We start from the raw sequence: 18,471 nt of genomic DNA, 5'->3' as shown, positions 1-18,471 counted from the left end.
GTTGTGGGCACTCCCGCGCCCGGGTTGCCATCGACCCCGGGGATTGGATGAAATGACAGGAGAGAGGGAATGGAGTTGCGTTGCGCCTGGGTGACCAAGGACCCGGAATACATTGAATACCATGACAAACAGTGGGGAAGGCCGGTGTATGACGCCCGCGAGCTGTTTGCCAAGCTCTGCCTCGACGGCCAGCAGGCGGGGCTGTCGTGGATCACCATCTTGAAGCGCACCGAGAGCTACCATCGCGCCTATGCGGATTTTGATCCGGTGCGCATCGTGCAGTTCGACGAGCAGGATGTGGAGCGGCTGATGCAGGATACCGGCATCATCCGCAACCGGCTCAAGGTGCAGTCGATCATCAAAAATGCCCGCGCCTATCTGGCGCTGGAGGCCGAAGGCATCGACTTTGTCGATTATCTGTGGGGCTTCGTGGGCGGCGCCCCCATCGTCAACCTGCGTCAGGGCAACGGCGACATTCCGGCGACCTCAGCGGAGTCGGATGCCATGTCCAAGGCGCTCAAGAAGCGTGGCTTTACCTTCGTCGGCAGCACCATCTGCTACGCCTTCATGCAGGCGGTGGGGATGGTGAACGATCATCTGGTGACCTGCCCCTGCCACGCCGAGTGCCAACAGGGGCCTGCGCGCCAATAAACCGGGCGCAAGGTAAAAGAGAAGGGAGGCTGATGCCTCCCTTTTGCATATCGGCATGGCCTCAGCCATGGGGCCGTCAGGCGATCCCGGCCTGACGGAGCGTGCCTGAATACTGTTTGTCGACCTTTGAGATGTGGTTGAGCAGCCAATTCTTGAGAAACACCAGCAGCTCCATGTTGAACTCCTCGTCGTCCGTGCCGTTGCGCTGCATCAGGGTGTCGAGCTCCGCCAGCAGCCGGGCGTGTTCCTGCTTGTGGCGGCGCAGTTCGGGGTAGCCCGCCTGTTCCATCACGCGCTCCTCGTCGGCGAAGTGCTGGGTGGCGAGCTTGAGCAGCTCGTCGAGCCGCTGTTTGCGCAGCTGGGCCGGGCTCTTGTCGAGCACCGCCTGGTAGAGCCGGTTCATCGCCTCGAACAAGCCCAGATGCTGGTTGTCCATGCTGGGCACCTGCACCATGAAAGCCTCGTTCCAGTGCAGCAGCTCCTGATCCTGGCTGGCAGAGCCAGCCTTGCTGACGTCGAACTGATCGCTGATGAGGCCGATCTCCTCGTTGGCCTGGTTCATGTCCCGGGTGTGGCTGCGGCTCTGGCGCGCCAGCTCCAGGCATTCGCGGGCGATGCTGGCGACCTCCATCACATTGCGGTTGGTCTCTTCGGTGACCTGGGCCTGCTGGCCGGCGGCGGTGGCGATGTGGCCGTTCATGTCGTTGACCCGGGTGATGGCTTCGACGATGGCGGTCAGGGTCTCGCCGGTGCCCGCCGCCTGGCTGACCGCCTGTTCGCTCACGTTGCGGGTGGTGTGCATGGTGGTCACCGCATGGCGGGTGTTGTGCTGCAGCGCCTCGATACGCTGCTGGATGTCGACGGTGGCGGCCTGAGTGCGGGTAGCCAGCTGGCGCACCTCGTCGGCCACCACCGCGAAGCCGCGACCCTGCTCACCGGCCCGGGCCGCCTCGATGGCGGCGTTGAGCGCCAGCAGGTTGGTCTGTTCCGAGATGATGCGGATCACCTGCAGGATGTTGCCGATCTGGGTGCTCTCCTGATCCAGTTGGGTCACTTCCCCGGCGGATTGCTCGATGTGGTCGGCCACCTGCCGGATCAGGGAGATGGTCTGGCTCACCTGCCGCTGGCCGTCGTGGGCCTGCTGCTGGGTGAGCAGGGTATCCTGGCTGGCCTGCTCGGTGTTGTGCTCGATGTTGTGGACGGTGGCGGTCATCTCGTTGATGGCGGTCGCCAGCATGTCGGTGTTCTGCTGAGCCTGCTGCATGCTGCTGAGGGTGCTGCCGGAGTGCGACATGAGCAGGGCCATCTTGTCGTGGGTCTTGCGCGAAACCTGCTGCACCGTACCGATCAGGCTGTCGATATTACCGAGGAAGCGGTTGAACACCTCCGCCAGATAGGCGAACTCGTCCTTGCCCTGGCTGTGCAGCCGGAAGGTGAGGTTGTGGCTGTGGTTGGCCAGCTCGACCAGCTGGCCCATCAGGTGCTGCAGCGGGCCGACGGTCTTGAAGTAGATGAGCAGCAGCATCAACAGGATGATGGCCAGGCTGACGGCCAGCTGCAGCATGTCCTGATGCTGCAGGGTCTCGCTCTGGCTGCGGATCTCCTGCTCTCGCTGCTGGAACTGTTGTTGCTGCTGTTCCAGTACCGCTTCGACCTGGCTGGCGATGTTGTCGGTAAGGGCGTCAAACCCTTCGGTCGGCTGCTTCATTAGCTGGTTGCCGGCCTCGCGCCCCTCCTTGAGATAGATGTCCACCATCCGCTTGCCGATCTCCAGCTGGCGGGTCAGCAACGGGGTGAGCAGCGCCTTCAGCTGCGGCAGCCGCTCCAGCAACTGGCGGGCCGCCTGGGCGTGCTGTTCGGCCTCGCCGATGGAGTCCATCTCGCCGGAGACGGCGGCATCGGTCAGGAACTGCTGGACCTGGGTGGTGTGATAACGCAGCTCCTGCAGGGCGATCTGCTCGTTGGCGCTGACGATGAGCTGGTTGGGTAGCTCGCCGAGGCGGGCGGTCAGGCTGCTGCGCCAGAGCCCGCCTAGCGCCATGGTGATCAGAATTATAAGGCTGGCACTGAGCAGCAGGTGCCGGATCGAGACGTTGCGAAGCAGTGCGGACATGAGAGACCTCTGAGCACTATTGATGGTGTATTCAATAGTAGTCAATGGAGACGTATTCGGTCCGTTGAACAAGGAGATAGGTCACAGTTGCGCTCTTGATCCGGCTACCGGTTCAGGCGGCATCCAGCCGGCCTGCAGATACTGGGGGGGTGGGCAGAGAGGAGCGTAATGTTGATAACGTCACACCTTGGCACACCTCTGGGGTAGAATGCGCCCTCTTTGGATTTGAGTCGGTTTTTTTAGAGGTTTTTCATGCATTTCAAGACACTTGTTCCCGCAGTTGCCCTGCTCGTAGCCCTGACCGGCTGTACCACCAACCCCTATACTGGCGAATCCCAGACCTCCAAGGGTGCCTGGGGCGCGCTGGCTGGCGCGGCCACTGGCGCCGCCGTGGGCGCGCTCTCTTCCAGCAAGGGTGACCGCAAGAAAGGGATCCTGACCGGCGTGGCCGCCGGCGCTGCTCTGGGCGGTGGTATCGGCTACTACATGGACGTACAGGAAGCCAAGCTGCGCGAGAAGCTGCAGGGCACCGGTGTCAGCGTGACCCGCAACGGTGACCAGCTGATCCTCAACATGCCGAACAACGTCACCTTCGACAGCTCCAGCGCCCAGCTGAAAGCGGCCGGTGCCAACACCCTGTCTGGCGTGGCCATGGTGGTCGGTGAGTTCGACAAGACCCGTCTGAACGTGGTCGGTCACACCGACAGCACCGGCTCCCGCGAGCTGAACATGAAGCTCTCCGCCCAGCGCGCCGATGCCGTCGCCGCCCAGTTGATCGGCCAGGGTGTGACCGGTAGCCGTATCTCCACCAGCGGCGTGGGCCCGGATCAGCCGGTAGCCACCAACAGCACCGCCGAAGGCAAGGCCCAGAACCGTCGGGTGACCATCACCCTGACCCCGACCGCCTAAGCGGTCCGGTTCGCAGCCATGAAAAAGGCCCCGCCAGCGATGGCGGGGCCTTTTGCTATCTAGTGCTGCAAGCAGTGGCGCCTTGTTCTTTGCCCCCTTCTCCCCTTGCGGGAGGAGGGGCGGGGATGAGGGGGATAACTGCCTCTTAGACTGCCGCCGTCAGCTGCACTTCGACCTTGTAGCCTTCGTGGGCCAGGCGGGCCTGTACGCAGGCGCGGACCGGCGCTGTGCCCGCCGGGATCCAGGCATCCCACTGCTCGTTGAAGGCCGCGATGTCCGCAATGTCCTTGAGGTAGATGTTGGCCATCAGGATCTTGTCGACGCCGGAGCCGTTGGCTTCCAGCAGGCGCTGCAGGCTTTCCAGCACTTCACGGGTCTGCTGGTGAATATCGGCGGTATCGGTGGCGGGTACTTCCACCACGTAGAGGGTGCCGTTGTGAATGACCACGTCAGACCAACGCTGGGTGGTGCCGATTCGGGTAATGGCTGGCATGGATTGCTCCGGTGTTGGGGCTTACTGACCCTTGCGGATCAGATAGCGGTAAGGGGCCTGCTCTGTCTCACTGGCGACCAGGGTGTGATCCATGAAGCGGCAGAAACTGGGGATGTCGCGGGTGGTTGAGGGGTCGTCGGCACTGACCAGCAGGGTCTCCCCGTCAGCCATCAGCCGCACTTTTTTACGAACCATCATCACTGGCTCGGGGCAACGAAGCCCGATTGCGTCCAACTCGTGAGTTGCGTCGCAGAATAAAGCACTCATCAATAATCAACCTTCAACCAAATCAGCTGCCAATAATACTCACGGCGAAAAAATAATCAAACCACTCTGGCAACTGGCAGCATATGTAACCAAAGTGTTATCTGGGCCTACCCACTCCCCGCCGTATGAGTAATATAAAAATTGAACCATATTCAACAAGGAGGTGTGAATATGCAGGTCTCCTACGGCAGATTACAAGCCTACGCAGGCATGGGGTTCTTGTCTTTCGCCATGATAGTGATGGGCAGTCCGATCGGTAATACCGGCACCTGGTTCGGTTCCATGGTGATGATCGGACTGGGGCTCTGGATCGAGCTCAGCGATTACTACGACGAGGATGAGGACGAAAACGATCAATCCTGACCCCAATACTTTCACAACGACAAAGGCGGATATCTCATCCGCCTTTGTCGTTTCTGGCCTCCGCGAAAAGCGTCAGCGGGTCGAGCGCATGGCCCGCTCCAGATGCAGCGCCGTCTGCTGCGGGTTGGCTCTGGGGTCGTTGAAGAAGTTGCTCAGCACATCCATGATCGCCTGGCGCATGTTGGTCGGCGTCGCCATCCCTTCCGCCATGCTGGGCAGCAGGTTGCCCTCCCGCTCTGCCAGCAGAAAATCCTGATAGGAGCGGATGGCGCAACGGTCGAACTTGCTCATGTCCGGCTTGGTCAGTGCCGGGATCGAGCCTTTCACCCGGTTGAACTCTTGCTGGAAGCGCGGTGTCATCAGCAACTGGGCCAGCTCGCCCTGGGCCTGCAGCTGGGCGGGATCCCGCTGCTTGAACATGGCGATGGAGTCGAGGTTGTAGCTGAACAGGTTGGCACTGCCGGGGCTCGGCAGGCACTCGATATCCTCGCCGGGCCGATAGTTTCCAGCGCTCAGTTCGCCCTTCACCCAGTCCCCCATGATCTGCATGGCGGCGCCGCCGCTTTCCAGCAGGTTGGTGGCCTGGTGCCATTTCAGACCGGCGTATTTTTCCGGTACATAGCCGCGCAGCTGCTGAAAGCGGGTCAGTACCCGCACCATGTCGGGGCCGGTCAGGGTGGCGCTGTCCTGCTCCACGAAGGCTTTGCGGTAGAACGCCTTGCCCCCTTCGCCGAGCGCCACCGTCTCGAACAGCACCGCCAGCTGCCAGGGCTCGTTGCCGATGGCGAGCGGGGTGATCCCTTGCTGCTTGAGCCGATCGGCCACGGTCACGAACTGGGCCCAGCTGGTGGGCGGAGTCAGCTTGTTGCGCTCGAAGATCTTGCGGTTGAGCCACAGCCAGTTGACCCGGTGGATACCGGTCGGCACCGCCATCAGGGCACCGTTCTGGCTGAGGGTCTCCCGCACCATGGGCGGTAGCTGGGGATACCAGCCGAGGTGTTCGGCCATGGGAGTGAGATCGCGCAGGAAGCCGAGCCCGGCCCATTCCCGCAATTCGAACCCCTTGAGGTGGGCCGCCTCCGGCGGATTGGCCGCCAGTGCCCGGCTTTTCAGCACCGTCATGGCGCTCTTGCCGCCGCCGCCCTGCACCGCGAAGTCGTTCCACTGGTTGCCCTGCTCGGTCCACTCGGACTTGAGCACCTCTACCGCCCTAGCCTCGCCGCCGGAGGTCCACCAGTGCAGCACCTCCACCTGGGAGGCGGCAACGGGTGCTGAGAGCAGGGCGATGACAGAAAAAGACAACCACTTCATAAGGTTACTGCCTTGGTAGGGAGAGGGTGGCCTGTAGGCCGCCCTGCGGACGATTTTCCAGCACCAGATCGCCGCCGTGGGCGTGGGCTATGTTGCGGGCAATGCCCAGACCCAGACCGGTGCCGGCCAGATCCGTGCTGAGCCGATAGTAGGGCTCGAAGATGCGTTCGAACTGATCCTCCGGCAGGCCGGGACCCTCGTCCATGATGAACAGGATCAGCATCTCCTCGTCGTCCATGATGATGATGCGCACCCGTTGGCCGTATTTGATGCCGTTGTCCACCAGGTTACCGATGCAGCGTTTGAGGGCCAGCGGCTTGCCGCGGTAGGGCTGCTTGCAGTGGCCTTCGATGGTCAGCCGCTCGTCGTGCAGGTTCATGGCCTCCGCCATCTGCTCCAGCATGGCGTCGATGTCGAGCTGCTCGATGTTCTCGTGGATGTCGGTGTCTTTCACCGTCTGCAGCGCCCCCTTCACCATCAGCTCCAGCTCGTCCAGATCCTTGTTGAACTTGGCGATCTGCTGCTCGTCGTCGAGCAGTTCGACCCGCAGCCGCAGCCGGGTGATGGGGGTCTTGAGGTCGTGGGAGATCGAGCTGAACAGCCGCTCTCTATCGTCGATATAGCGGCGGATGCGGTGCTGCATGATGTTGAAGGCGCGGGTGGCCGCCACGATCTCGGAGGCCCCCTCCTCTTTCAGGGAGGGCTGGTCGATGTCCTTGCCGAGGTTGACCGCCGCCTTGGCCAGCCGGCGCAGCGGCCGGGTCTGCCAGCGCACCAGCAGGAAGGTGAAGAAGCAGAGGAACACCGTCATCAGGGCGATGAAGCGCACCTGGTTGCTGGGCATGACGGTATCGTCGAGCGTCATGTAGGGGGCCGGCAGCAAGGCCGCCAGATAGAGCCACTCGCCCGGCTCTATCTCGATCTGGGTCACCAGCACAGGTGGATTGATCGGCTCCAGCGACAGGGTGTAGCGGGCCCAGGAGGAGGGCAGATCCGCCAGCAGGGTGTCGTTGTTGAAGACGTGCAGCTCTTCGGGGCGCGAGAAATCCACCTTGATCGCCATGGCATCGGAGAGCTTGCGGGTCAGCACCCCCTGCACTTCTTTGAGCACCAGCGTCTTGCGCTCGCTGTCGGGGATGGCGCTGATGTGGATCTCCTCCTCGTTCAGCGACACGAAGAAGCGGCTGCCACCCATGTTGCGCAGCTGGTCCAGCGCGATGTGGCGGTACTGCAGCGGCAAGGATTTGAAGAAGTTGACGGTGGAGGCGGCCGACAGCGCCAGATTGCGGGTGGTGCTGAGCATGCCTTCCAGCTCCCGCTTCTGGATCTGCTGCATCCAGATGCCGGTGAGGATGGTCTGGGAGAGCAGGATCGCCAGCAGCAACAGCAGCAGCATCCGCGACAGCAGGGAACGGGGCACCAGCGCCCGCCAGAACCACCTGGTATTCATGGGATCTCTCGCCTTGTGTCGATCAGCATGCCGTCGCTACCTTGCTGGCTCTCATGGGATCTCGTGCACCTCGGCGATCAGCATGTAGCCGCTGCCGCGAATGGTCTTGATGATGCGCGGGCTCTTGCCGTTGTCACCCAGCTTCTGGCGCAAGCGGCTGATCTGCACGTCGATGCCGCGCTCCATCGGCAGGCTCTCGCGACCGCGGGTGGCGTCAGAGATGGTATCCCGGTCCAGCACCACGCCGGGCTGTTGCAGGAACATGCCGAGCAGCAGGGCATCGCTGCCGGAGAGGTCCAGCAGGCTGCCGTCCTCGTGGGTCAGCTGGTGGCTCAGGGTATCCAGGGTCCACTCGGCGAAGCGCAGCCGGCGGCTCGGTTCTTTCTCTTTCTCCGGCTGGCGGAATTCGGCGCGGCGCAGCAGCGCCTTGATGCGGGCCTGCAGCTCGCGCGGGCTGAACGGCTTGGCGATGTAGTCATCGGCACCGAGTTCGAGGCCGATCACCCGGTCCGCTTCGTCGGAGGCGGCGGTCAGCATGATGATGGGCACCTGGGAGTCGCGACGGATCTGCTGGCAGAGGGTAAAGCCGTCGTCACCCGGCATCATGATATCGAGAATGATGAGGTCCGGGTTGTGCTGGGCGAGCTGCTTGCGCATCTCGTTGCCCTCCGCTGCGGTCAATACCTCGAAGCCGGCCCTGGTCAGGTATTCGTTGAGCAGCTCGCGGATCTCTTGGTCGTCGTCGACGATCAGCAGTTGTTTGCTCGTTGACATATGTATGTGCATCCACCCATTTTTTTGTGCAGATTGAACCTGTCAGGGGCGCAAAAAGCAAGCAAGCCCCCCATCTAATGTGAGGTTATGGGCAATATCCTCCCATATCCTGCCGTGCAAATAAAAAAGGCCGACCCAAACGGGCCGGCCAATACGCAGATTCCGACGGCAGAAGTGCACCCCGTGTGGCGCACTCCACAGACTCGATAACAGGCCGGGCAGGCCGACCCCAAAACCGGTGACAGGAGCCCGCTTCGCCGGGAAGCAGGAGCGGGTTCCTCTCTGTCAAAACAGCCCCCGGCCGGCGAGCCGGCCAGGGAGCAACTTACACTCGTTCGAACACGGTGGCGATGCCCTGACCCAGGCCGATGCACATGGTGGCAACCCCCAGGGTGGCGTCCTTCTCTTCCATCAGGTTGAGCAGGGTGGTGGAGATGCGGGCGCCGGAGCAGCCGAGCGGGTGACCCAGGGCGATGGCACCACCGTTCAGGTTCACCTTCTCATCCACCACGTCTTGCAGACCCAGATCCTTCACGCAGGGCAGGGACTGGGCGGCAAACGCCTCGTTCAGCTCGAACAGGTCGATGTCGCCGATGGTCAGGCCGGCCCGCTTGAGCGCCTTCTGGGTGGCCGGCACCGGGCCGTAACCCATGATGGCGGCATCGCAGCCGGCGACGGCCATGGCACGTATCTTGGCGCGCGGGGTGAGGCCGAGCGCCTTGGCGCGGTCCGCACTCATCACCAGCATGGCGGCGGCGCCATCGGACAGGGCCGACGAGGTGCCGGCGGTGACGGTACCGTTGACCGGGTCGAACACCGGGCGCAGCTGGCTCAGGGTTTCCACCGTGGTCTCCGGGCGGATCACTTCGTCGTAGTCGTAGAAGAAGCGGGCGCCGCTGGCGTCATGGCCTTCCAGCCCGACGATCTCCTTGGCGAAACGCCCTTCCACGGTGGCGGCGTGAGCGCGGCGGTGGGAGCGGGCGGCAAATTCGTCCTGCTGCTGACGACTGATGCCGTGCAGCTTGCCGAGCATCTCGGCGGTCAGCCCCATCATGCCGGAGGCTTTCGCCACCGATTTGGCCATGCCGGGGTGGAAGTCCACCCCGTGGCTCATCGGCACATGACCCATGTGCTCGACGCCGCCGATGATGAAGATATCCCCATCACCCACCTGGATGGCGCGAGAGGCGTCGTGCAGCGCCTGCATGCTTGAGCCGCACAGGCGGTTGACGGTGACCGCCCCCACCTGCTTGGGAATGCCGGCCAGCAGCGCGGCGTTGCGGGCGATGTTGAAGCCCTGCTCCAGGGTCTGCTGCACGCAGCCCCAGTAGATATCCTCGATCTCGTTCGGGTCGAGGTTGGGGTTGCGCAGCAGGATGGATTTCATCAGGTGCGCGGACAAGTCTTCTGCACGCACGTTGCGGAAGGCACCGCCCTTGGACCGGCCCATCGGGGTCCGGATACAGTCGACAATGACTACGTCTTTCATGAATGGATCTCCTTTCCGCAATCAGTAGAAGGTTTTGCCCTGGGCGGCCATCTCGCGCAGCTTGTCGCTGACGCGGTAGAGCGGGCCCAAATCGGCATACTGGTCGGCCATGGCCACGTAGCGATCCAGACCAATGGTGTCCAGATAGCGGAACACGCCGCCGCGGAAGGGAGGGAAGCCCAGACCGTAGACCAGCGCGATGTCGGCTTCGGCTGGTGTGGCGACAATGCCCTCTTCCAGACAGAGCACCACCTCGTTGATCATCGGGATCATCATGCGGGCGATGATGGCTTCCTTGTCGAAATCCTGTTTCGGCTTGGCAATGGGGGCCAGCAGCTCGTAAGCAGCGGCGTCAGCCACCTTCTTCGGCTTGCCCTTCTTGTCCTGCTCGTAGGCGTAGAAGCCCTTGCCGTTCTTCTGGCCGAAGCGGTTCACTTCGTACATCACGTCGATGGCGGTGCGACCTTCCTTGCTCATGCGTGCCGGGAAGCCCTGCGCCATCACGTCACCGGCATGGTGACCGGTGTCGATACCGACCACGTCCAGCAGGTAGGCGGGGCCCATGGGCCAGCCAAACTCCTTCTCCATTACCTTATCGACGGCGGCAAAGTCGGCGCCATCAGCGACCAGCTTGTTGAAGCCGAAGAAGTAGGGGAACAGCACCCGGTTGACGAAGAAGCCGGGGCAGTCGTTGACCACCACCGGGGACTTGCCCATAGCGGCGGCATAGGCCACCACGCGGTTGATGGTTTCATCGGAGGTCTGCTCGCCGCGGATGATCTCCACCAGCGGCATGCGGTGCACCGGATTGAAGAAGTGCATGCCGCAGAAGTTCTGCGGGCGCTTCAGCCCCTTGGCCAACAGGGATATGGGGATGGTGGAGGTGTTGCTGGCGAGCACGGCGTCTTCGCCAATGATCCCTTCCACTTCGCCCAGCACGGCAGCCTTCACTTTCGGGTTTTCAACCACAGCTTCGACTACGACGTCCACACCCTTGACGTTGTCATAGCTGAGGGTCGGCGTGATGGCAGAGAGTACCTGGCCCATCTTGATGCCGTCGATGCGGCCTTTTTCGAGCTGGCCGTTGAGCAGCTTGGTGGCTTCACCCATGCCAAGTGCCAGCGCCTTCTCGTTGATATCCTTCATCACCGCTGGAATGCCCTTGCTGGCAGACTGGTAGGCGATGCCGCCGCCCATGATGCCGGCACCCAGTACGGCGGCGTGGCCGGTGGCCTTGGCTGCCTGCTTGGCAGCCTTCTTGGCCAGCGCCTTGATGTGCTGATCGTTGAGGAAGATACCGACCAGCGCCTTGGCGACATCGGTCTTGGCCAGCTTGATGAAGCCTTGCGCCTCGACGGCCAGCGCCTCGTCACGACTCATGCCGGCAGCCGCTTCGACGGTTTTCACCGCCGTCATCGGCGCCGGGTAATGTTTGCCCGCCACGGCGGCAACCATGCCGGCGGCGGTGGTGAAGCTCATCATGGCTTCCAGTTTGGAGAGGCGCAGCGGGGCTTTTTTGGCGGCGCGGCGACCCTGCCAGTCCAGCTTGCCTTTGATCGCGTCCTTGATCATCTGCACCGCAGCGCTCTGCAGTGCCTCTGGCGCGACCACGGCGTCGATGGCGCCCACCTTGAGGGCGTCATCGGCACGGTAATCCTTGCCGGTGGTGATCCACTCCAGCGCGTTGTCGGCGCCGATCACCCGCGGCAGACGGACGGTGCCGCCAAAGCCGGGCATGATGCCGAGTTTGGTCTCGGGCAGGCCGATTTTGGCGGTGGTGTCGGCCAGACGGAAGTCGGTGGAGAGAATGGTTTCGCAGCCGCCGCCCAGGGCGTGGCCCTTGATGGCAGAGAGGGTGGGCACCGACAGATCTTCGATGGCGCTGAAGATGTCGTTGGCCTTTTTCAGCCAGCCGAGCAGATCAGCCTGCGGCAGATCGAACAGTTCCAGGAATTCGGTAATGTCGGCGCCGACGATGAAGGCGTCTTTGCCGGAGGTGAGGATCAGACCTTTTAGTTCACGTTCTTGTTGTAATGCGGCGATCGCTTCGCTCAGGGAGAGCAGGGTAGCGCGATCCAGCTTGTTGACTGAACCCGGAGCATCGAACCTCAGCTCGGCAATGCCGTCTTCGAGGTAGCTGACCGTCAGGGTTTCGCCTTGGTAGATCATGAGAGTGTCTCCTTGTTCCCACATGGTGGGGGGTGGTGCTCCTTTATCCCCAGCAGGGGGCGAGGCTCACTATTGATCCAAAAGAAGACAATTTCAACACCTATTTAAAACATTCGTTTAACAGATCCCGAGTAAAAGCTCGCCTCAGATTAACAACCAAAATAAAGGCGTCTGATGACGCCTTTATTAACCTTGTGTGGCCTCAGCTGGCCAACTCGGGCCGGTCGCGATACTGGCTCAGCACCTCGGGATCGGCGAGGGCGTGGGTGTTGTTGACGGGCCGGTTGTGCACCACTTCCCGCACCGCCAACTCCACTATCTTGCCGGACTTGGTGCGCGGAATGGCGTCCACCTGCAGGATGCGGGCCGGTACGTGACGGGCGGTGCAGTGCTGGCGCACCTGCTGGCGGATACGCTCACGCAGCGCTTCGTCCAGCATGAGGCCTGGCTTGAGCTTGACGAACAGCACCACCCGCTCGTCCTGTTGCCACTGCTGGCCGATGACGATGCTCTCTTCTACTTCCTCCAGCTGCTCGACGTAGCGGTAAATCTCGCTGGTGCCGATGCGCACGCCGCCCGGGTTGAGGGTGGCGTCGGAGCGACCGTAGAACAGGATGCCGCCGGTCGGGGTCAGCTCGATCCAGTCGCCGTGGCACCAGATGTTGTCGAACCGCTCGAAGTAGGCCGCGTGGTACTTGTCGCCGCTGTCGTCCCCCCAAAAGCCGATGGGTTGGGCCGGGAAGGGTTTGGTACAGACCAGCTCGCCTTTTTCCCCCTGCACCGGCTGACCCGCTTCGTTGAACACCTGTACCGCGAGGCCGAGGCCGCGTCCCTGGCTCTCGCCGCGGTAGACGGGGCTGATGGGGTTGCCGATGACGAAGCAGGAGCAGATGTCGGTGCCGCCGGAGATGGAGCTGAGCTGCACATCCTGCTTGATCTGCTGATAGACGTAGTCGAACCCCTCCGGCGACAGCACGGAGCCGGTGCTGCAGATAAGCCGCAACTGCGGCAGCTGGTGGGTCTTGATCGGGGCATAGCCCTGCTTGTGTAGCGCATCCAGGTATTTGGCCGAGGTGCCGAATAGGGCGACCTCTTCGTCGCGGGCGAGATCCCACAACACGTTGCCGTCCGGGTAGAAGGGGGAGCCGTCGTAGAGCACCAGGGTGGCGCCGGAGGCGAGGGCGCTCACCAGCCAGTTCCACATCATCCAGCCGCAGGTGGTGAAGTAGAAGATGCGCTCCCCGGGCTTGATGTCGCAGTGCAGCTGGTGTTCTTTCAGATGTTGCAGCAGGGTGCCGCCGATGCCGTGCACGATGCACTTGGGCTTGCCTGTGGTGCCGGACGAATAGAGGATGTAGAGCGGGTCATTGAAGGCCATGGGCTCGAACTGCAGGCTGGCATCCGGCTGGCTGGCCAGGATCTGGCGCCAGTCGTGGCTCAGCTGCAGGGGATGGCCCAGCAAGGGGATCATGACCGTCTGCTCTATGCTGTCGATCTGGCTGACGACCCCCGCCACTTTGTCCTGAATGTCGATGGCTTTGCCGTTGTAGCGATAGCCATCCACCGCAAACAGCACTCGCGGCCGGGTCTGGCCGAAGCGCTCCACCACGCTGGCTTCGCCGAAATCGGGGCTGGTGGAGGTCCAGATCGCTCCCAGGCTGGTGGTCGCCAGCATGGCCACCACGGTTTGCGGGATATTGGGCAGGTAGGCCGCCACCACGTCGCCCCGGCCGATGCCCTGGCCACGCAGCCACTGGGCCAGCCTGGCGACCTGATCCGCCAGCTCGCGCCAGCTCAAGGTCTGGCTGGGGCTACCCTCGATGCGGGAGATGATGGCCGGCGTGTCATCCTGGCGGCGCAACAGGTTTTCGGCGAAGTTGAGCCGGCTGTCGGGGAACCAGCGGGTGCGCTGCATCTCCTGGCGGTTCTCCGCCACTATGTTGCCGAGCTCGCCTTTGACGCCGCAGTGCTGCCACACCAGCGGCCAGAAACGGGTTGTCTTCTCCACCGACCACTGGTAGAGCTGGGCGTAGCTGTGCAGCTGCAGGCCGTGGAAGCGGTTGACCTCGGCCATGAAGTGCTGGAGGTTGGATTGCTGAATCCGCTCCTGATCCGGTTGCCACAGGCAAAGGTTGTGCATGAGTAGTCCCTGACTGCATGTATCTACCGGCAGTGTATTGAATTGTTTTTTATTTGTTAATGGTTGGTTTTTGTTTCATAACAAAAGCCTTGTAACGTATGCGTTACCTCACGAAGCGATTGCTTGACGGTTCGAGCCTTGATTCGCTTGATGTTATGCTGAAACCACATTTCTCCCGGAGCAGGACGCCATGAGCAGCTACAGCCAACTTTTTGCCCAGCACCTCGACACCTTGCAGCAACGCACCCGCGACATACTGCAACAGCAGGGACTGAGCGGTCTGGCCATCCACTCCGGCCAGACCCACCGCATCTTCCTCGATGATCAGGATTACCCCTTCAAGGTGAACCCCCAGTTCAAGGCCTGGTTGCCGGTGCTGGACAATCCCCACTGCTGGTTGCTGGTGGACGGGGTGAACAAGCCGGTGCTGCTGTTCTACCGGCCGGTGGATTTCTGGCACAAGGTGGCGGAGCTGCCCAACGCCTTCTGGGTCGACTTCTTCGATATACGCTTCCTGACCCGTCCGGAGCAGGTTGCCGATCATCTGCCGGCCAACAAGCAGGAATGGGCCTATCTGGGCGGCCACCTGGAGGTGGCCGAGCTGCTGGGGCTGGGCCAGCCCAATCCGGAAGCAGTGCTCAACTACCTGCATTATCATCGCGCCTACAAGACGGCCTACGAGCTGGAATGCCTGCGCGATGCCAACCGCATCGGGGTGCGCGGCCACATTGCGGCCAAGGACTCCTTCATGGCGGGGGCGAGCGAGTTCGAGATCAACCTGGCCTACATGAAGGCGGTCGGGCAGGGGGCCAATGAGGCGCCCTACGGCAATATCGTCGCCATCAATCGCAATGCGGCCATCCTGCACTACACCCACCTCTCCGCCCAGCGGGTGCCCGATGCGGAGCGCTACTCCTTCCTCATCGATGCCGGCGTGGATGTGCACGGCTATGCCTCCGACATCACCCGGACCTGGGCTTGGCGCCGCGGTGAATTTGCCGATCTGATTGCGGCGCTGGATGCCCAGCAGCAGGAGATCATCGAGGAGATCAAGCCGGGCCGCCGTTACAGCGAGCTGCATCTGCAGATGCACCACCGACTGGCACGCCTGCTGCAAGCCACCGAGCTGGTAGACATGTCGGTGGACGAGATGATCCATACCGGGGTGACCAACGTCTTCTTCCCCCATGGTCTCGGCCACTTCCTCGGCCTGCAGGTACACGATGCCGGCGGTTTCATGCAGGATGAGCGCGGTACCCACCTTTCTGCCCCCGAACAGTTCCCCTATCTGCGCTGCACCCGGGTGATGGAGGTGGGCCAGGTGTTCACCATCGAGCCGGGTCTCTACTTCATCGACAGCCTGCTGGAGCCGCTGCGCCTCGGTGAACAGGGCAAGCGGGTCAACTGGAACAAGGTCGAGGCGCTGCGCCCCTATGGCGGCATCCGCATCGAAGACAACGTGGTGCTGCACGCCAACGGGGTGGAAAACCTGACCAGACAAGCAGGGCTCTGATGGCGGCAGATTATTCCATACCGGCCGCACCGCTGGAGGTGAGTGAAGAGATCAAGAAGAGCCGCTTCACCACTTATATTGCCCACACGCCGACCGTAGAGGCTGCCAAAGCCTGGATCGGCGAGATAAAACAGCAACATCCCGGGGCCCGGCATCACTGCTGGGCCTTTGTTGCCGGTGCCCCGCAGGACAGTCAGGTGTACGGTTTCAGCGATGACGGCGAGCCCTCGGGTACCGCTGGCAAGCCCATGCTGGCCCAGCTGATGGGGGCCGGTCTCGGGGAGATCGCCGCCGTGGTGGTGCGCTATTACGGTGGGGTACTGCTGGGCACCGGCGGCCTGGTCAAGGCCTATGGCGGTGGCGTGGGCGCCGCCCTCAAGCAGCTCGAAACCCGTATCAAGCGCCAGCAGACAGCCTCCCTCATCCAGTGCGACTATACCGATATGGGAGCGGTGGAAGCACTGATCCAGGCGCATCAGGGCCAGTTGCTGGCAGCCGACTACGGCGCCAGCGTCACCCTGCAGGTGGCGTGGGAATCCGCTGTTTGGAGCAGAATCGCACAGGAATTGACCGACCGAACCCAGGGTCGGGTATCCCTTCGTCCCTTAGATGGCTAGAATCCATCGCTCTTTTAGTCTGAAGAGGGAGCCGGAATGCAGATTCTGAGCATCATTCGTATCGTTGGCCTGCTGGTCGCGCTGTTCAGTTCGACCATGTTGCTGCCCGCGCTGGTCGCCTTTGGCTATCGTGATGGCGGTGGCGCCGAGTTCGTCAACTCCTTCTTCATCGCACTGCTGCTCGGTGCCGCACTCTGGTTTCCCAACCGCCATCAGAAGAAAGATCTCAGATCCAAGGAAGGCTTCCTCATCGTCGTGCTGTTCTGGGTAGTGCTGGGCAGCGTGGGGGCCTTGCCGTTCCTGCTGGGAGAGGTGCCCGGTATGACGGTGTCGGAGGCCTTCTTCGAGTCGTTTTCCGGCCTGACCACCACGGGGGCGACCGTGCTCACCGGGCTGGACAATCTGCCCAAGGCGTTTCTGTTCTATCGCCAGCTGCTGCAGTGGCTGGGGGGCATGGGGATCATAGTGCTGGCGGTGGCCATACTGCCGCTGCTCGGCATCGGGGGCATGCAGCTCTATCGCGCCGAAATTCCGGGGCCGGTCAAGGACAACAAGGTCACCCCGCGCATCGCCGAGACGGCCAAGGCGCTTTGGTTCATCTATCTGCTGCTCACCTCCCTCTGCGCCCTGGCCTACTGGATGGCGGGCATGACCCTGTTCGATGCCATCTGCCACTCCTTTTCCACCCTGTCGGTGGGCGGCTTCTCGACCCACGACGCCAGCATCGGCTTTTTCAACAGCCCGGCCATCAACCTGATCACCGTGGTGTTTCTGCTGCTGGCGAGCGTCAACTTTGCCCTGCACTTCATGGTGTTCGCCCACAAGCCAGTGCGGCTGAGCAACTATCTGCGCGACTCCGAGCTGAAGGTGTTTCTGAGCATCCAGTGCGTGCTGGTGCTGATCTGCTTCGTTTCCCTCTTGTTTCACGGCCATTACGCCACCTGGCAGGAGGCGCTCAACCACGGTCTGTTCCAGGCGGTGTCGCTGGGCACTACCACCGGCTACAGCACGACCAGCTATGCGGAGTGGCCCTCTTTTCTACCCATGCTGCTGATGTTCTCCGCCTTCATCGGTTGCTGCGCCGGCAGTACCGGGGGCGGCATCAAGGTGATGCGCTTCATGATCCTGTTCCTGCAGGGGATGCGCGAGCTGAAGCGGCTGGTGCACCCGCGCGCCATCTATACCCTCAAGCTGGGGCGTCGTGCCGTGCCTGAACGGATCGTGGAGGCGGTGTGGGGCTACTTTGCCACCTACATCATTCTGTTCTTCATCTTTATGTTGCTGCTGCTGATGACTGGCTTGAACGAGGTGACTGCCTTCTCCGCCGTGGCGGCGGCGTTCACCAACGTGGGGCCGGGGCTGGGCGAGGTGTCGGCCAACTTCGGCAAGATCTCGGCAACGGCGCAATGGATACTGGTCGTCGCCATGCTGTTTGGCCGATTGGAAATCTTCACTCTTCTGGTACTGTTTACCCCTGCATTCTGGCGTAGTTGAGGTTGGTATGGACAAGATTCTGGTGCTTTATTCTTCCCGTGACGGGCAAACACGAAAGATCGTCGATGCCATGCTGGCAGAGACCGAGGGTTGTGAGGTGGTGATGCAGGATCTGCACAGCCTGCCGAAGTGCAATCTCAGCAAGTTCAAGAAGGTGCTGATCGGTGCCTCCATTCGTTATGGCAACTTCCACCCCAGTCTGTTCAGCTTTATTCACGCTCATCACGAACAACTGGAAGTGGCCAACGCCGCCTTCTTTTGCGTCAACCTGACCGCTCGCAAGCCGGAGAAGCAGACCCCGCAGACCAACGCCTATATGAAGAAGTTTCTGCGCCTGTCCCCCTGGAAGCCGAAAACCCTGGGTGTGTTTGCCGGTGCGCTGCAGTACTCCCGTTATAACTGGTGGCAGACTCGCATCATCCAGCTGATCATGAAGATCACCGGTGGCAGCACGGATACCAGCAAGGACCTCGAGTTTACTGATTGGGAAAAAGTGCGCGGCTTTGCCCGGGATTTCTGGTCAAAAAGATAGCAATCCATTGTCCTGAATGGCCTGAGCCCCGCAGTTGCGGGGCTTTTTGTTGTATAAATAGGCGTTTGAACTGCTGAAAGCCAAAAAATGCCAATTTTTGCAAAATTCCCCTTGTCATCGCGGCGCGGCTCCCTATAATGCGCCCCTACCAGCACGGCGGAACACGCCAACCTGATGAGCCAGCTT

General features: G+C 62.0%; 16 protein-coding genes. 7 read left to right on the top strand and 9 right to left on the bottom strand.

What is annotated here, in order from left to right; all coding sequences use genetic code 11:
* Window positions 1-69 precede the first annotated feature (69 nt).
* A complete protein-coding gene (locus OKB87_RS21565; RefSeq protein ID WP_270828490.1) occupies window positions 70-651 on the top strand; it encodes a DNA-3-methyladenine glycosylase I in 582 nt (193 codons plus the stop codon).
* 76 nt (window positions 652-727) lie between these two features.
* On the opposite strand, the gene OKB87_RS21560 is transcribed toward OKB87_RS21565, so the two are convergent.
* Window positions 728-2,764 carry a bacteriohemerythrin gene (locus OKB87_RS21560; protein WP_270828489.1) on the bottom strand — a complete coding sequence of 679 codons (2,037 nt, stop codon included), beginning with the start codon at window positions 2,762-2,764 and terminating at the stop codon, window positions 728-730.
* A 252-nt stretch (window positions 2,765-3,016) separates the two neighbouring features.
* On the opposite strand from OKB87_RS21560, the gene OKB87_RS21555 reads away from it, so the two are divergent.
* The gene (locus tag OKB87_RS21555; RefSeq protein ID WP_011704158.1) at window positions 3,017-3,673 is read left to right on the top strand and encodes an OmpA family lipoprotein; all 657 of its coding nucleotides are present in this window, start codon (window positions 3,017-3,019) and stop codon (window positions 3,671-3,673) included.
* Between the two features lie 145 nt (window positions 3,674-3,818).
* On the opposite strand, the gene OKB87_RS21550 is transcribed toward OKB87_RS21555, so the two are convergent.
* Complete coding sequence (locus OKB87_RS21550) at window positions 3,819-4,166, bottom strand: RidA family protein (protein WP_016348988.1); 348 nt, start codon at window positions 4,164-4,166, stop codon at window positions 3,819-3,821.
* A gap of 21 nt (window positions 4,167-4,187) precedes the next feature.
* Complete coding sequence (gene tusA, locus OKB87_RS21545; protein WP_005307416.1) at window positions 4,188-4,433, bottom strand: sulfurtransferase TusA; 246 nt, start codon at window positions 4,431-4,433, stop codon at window positions 4,188-4,190.
* 171 nt (window positions 4,434-4,604) lie between these two features.
* On the opposite strand from tusA, the gene OKB87_RS21540 reads away from it, so the two are divergent.
* Complete coding sequence (locus OKB87_RS21540) at window positions 4,605-4,796, top strand: hypothetical protein (RefSeq protein WP_005307420.1); 192 nt, start codon at window positions 4,605-4,607, stop codon at window positions 4,794-4,796.
* A 72-nt stretch (window positions 4,797-4,868) separates the two neighbouring features.
* Here the strand turns inward: OKB87_RS21540 and OKB87_RS21535 are convergent, their stop codons facing one another.
* The 6 genes from OKB87_RS21535 to OKB87_RS21510 all read right to left on the bottom strand — a co-directional run bounded on the left by OKB87_RS21535 (window position 4,869) and on the right by OKB87_RS21510 (window position 14,129).
* A complete protein-coding gene (locus tag OKB87_RS21535; RefSeq protein WP_043126371.1) occupies window positions 4,869-6,107 on the bottom strand; it encodes an ABC transporter substrate-binding protein in 1,239 nt (412 codons plus the stop codon).
* A gap of 4 nt (window positions 6,108-6,111) precedes the next feature.
* Complete coding sequence (locus OKB87_RS21530) at window positions 6,112-7,557, bottom strand: ATP-binding protein (protein ID WP_016348991.1); 1,446 nt, start codon at window positions 7,555-7,557, stop codon at window positions 6,112-6,114.
* 51 nt (window positions 7,558-7,608) lie between these two features.
* A complete protein-coding gene (locus OKB87_RS21525) occupies window positions 7,609-8,331 on the bottom strand; it encodes a response regulator (protein WP_016348992.1) in 723 nt (240 codons plus the stop codon).
* A gap of 325 nt (window positions 8,332-8,656) precedes the next feature.
* Window positions 8,657-9,820: an acetyl-CoA C-acyltransferase FadA gene (fadA, locus tag OKB87_RS21520; protein ID WP_011704164.1), complete on the bottom strand. Its 1,164-nt coding sequence runs from the start codon at window positions 9,818-9,820 to the stop codon at window positions 8,657-8,659.
* 21 nt (window positions 9,821-9,841) lie between these two features.
* Window positions 9,842-11,989 (bottom strand): fatty acid oxidation complex subunit alpha FadB, encoded by a 2,148-nt coding sequence (gene fadB, locus OKB87_RS21515; protein WP_270828488.1) that lies wholly within the window; start codon window positions 11,987-11,989, stop codon window positions 9,842-9,844.
* Window positions 11,990-12,191: 202 nt separating this feature from the next.
* Complete coding sequence (locus tag OKB87_RS21510) at window positions 12,192-14,129, bottom strand: acetoacetate--CoA ligase (protein ID WP_270828487.1); 1,938 nt, start codon at window positions 14,127-14,129, stop codon at window positions 12,192-12,194.
* Window positions 14,130-14,319: 190 nt separating this feature from the next.
* Here OKB87_RS21510 and pepQ point away from each other — a divergent pair, with 190 nt between their 5' ends.
* The 4 genes from pepQ to hemG are packed head-to-tail and all read left to right on the top strand — an operon-like array spanning window position 14,320 to window position 18,285.
* Window positions 14,320-15,642, top strand: coding sequence for a Xaa-Pro dipeptidase (gene pepQ, locus OKB87_RS21505; RefSeq protein WP_011704167.1), 1,323 nt, complete (start codon window positions 14,320-14,322; stop codon window positions 15,640-15,642).
* Window positions 15,642-16,259, top strand: coding sequence for a YigZ family protein (locus OKB87_RS21500; RefSeq protein ID WP_268014055.1), 618 nt, complete (start codon window positions 15,642-15,644; stop codon window positions 16,257-16,259). The genes pepQ and OKB87_RS21500 overlap by 1 nt, the downstream gene beginning before the upstream one ends.
* A gap of 36 nt (window positions 16,260-16,295) precedes the next feature.
* Window positions 16,296-17,753, top strand: coding sequence for a TrkH family potassium uptake protein (locus OKB87_RS21495; protein WP_011704169.1), 1,458 nt, complete (start codon window positions 16,296-16,298; stop codon window positions 17,751-17,753).
* Between the two features lie 7 nt (window positions 17,754-17,760).
* The gene (hemG, locus tag OKB87_RS21490) at window positions 17,761-18,285 is read left to right on the top strand and encodes a menaquinone-dependent protoporphyrinogen IX dehydrogenase (protein WP_024945460.1); all 525 of its coding nucleotides are present in this window, start codon (window positions 17,761-17,763) and stop codon (window positions 18,283-18,285) included.
* Window positions 18,286-18,471: the final 186 nt, after the last annotated feature.

Origin of the sequence: Aeromonas sp. Y318-1 (assembly GCF_027706125.1) — a bacterium.
In the GTDB taxonomy this organism is placed as follows: Bacteria; Pseudomonadota; Gammaproteobacteria; order Enterobacterales; family Aeromonadaceae; genus Aeromonas; species Aeromonas hydrophila.
The sequence above is the reverse complement of the archived record's forward strand: the minus strand, read 5'-3'. Positions and strand labels throughout refer to the sequence as shown.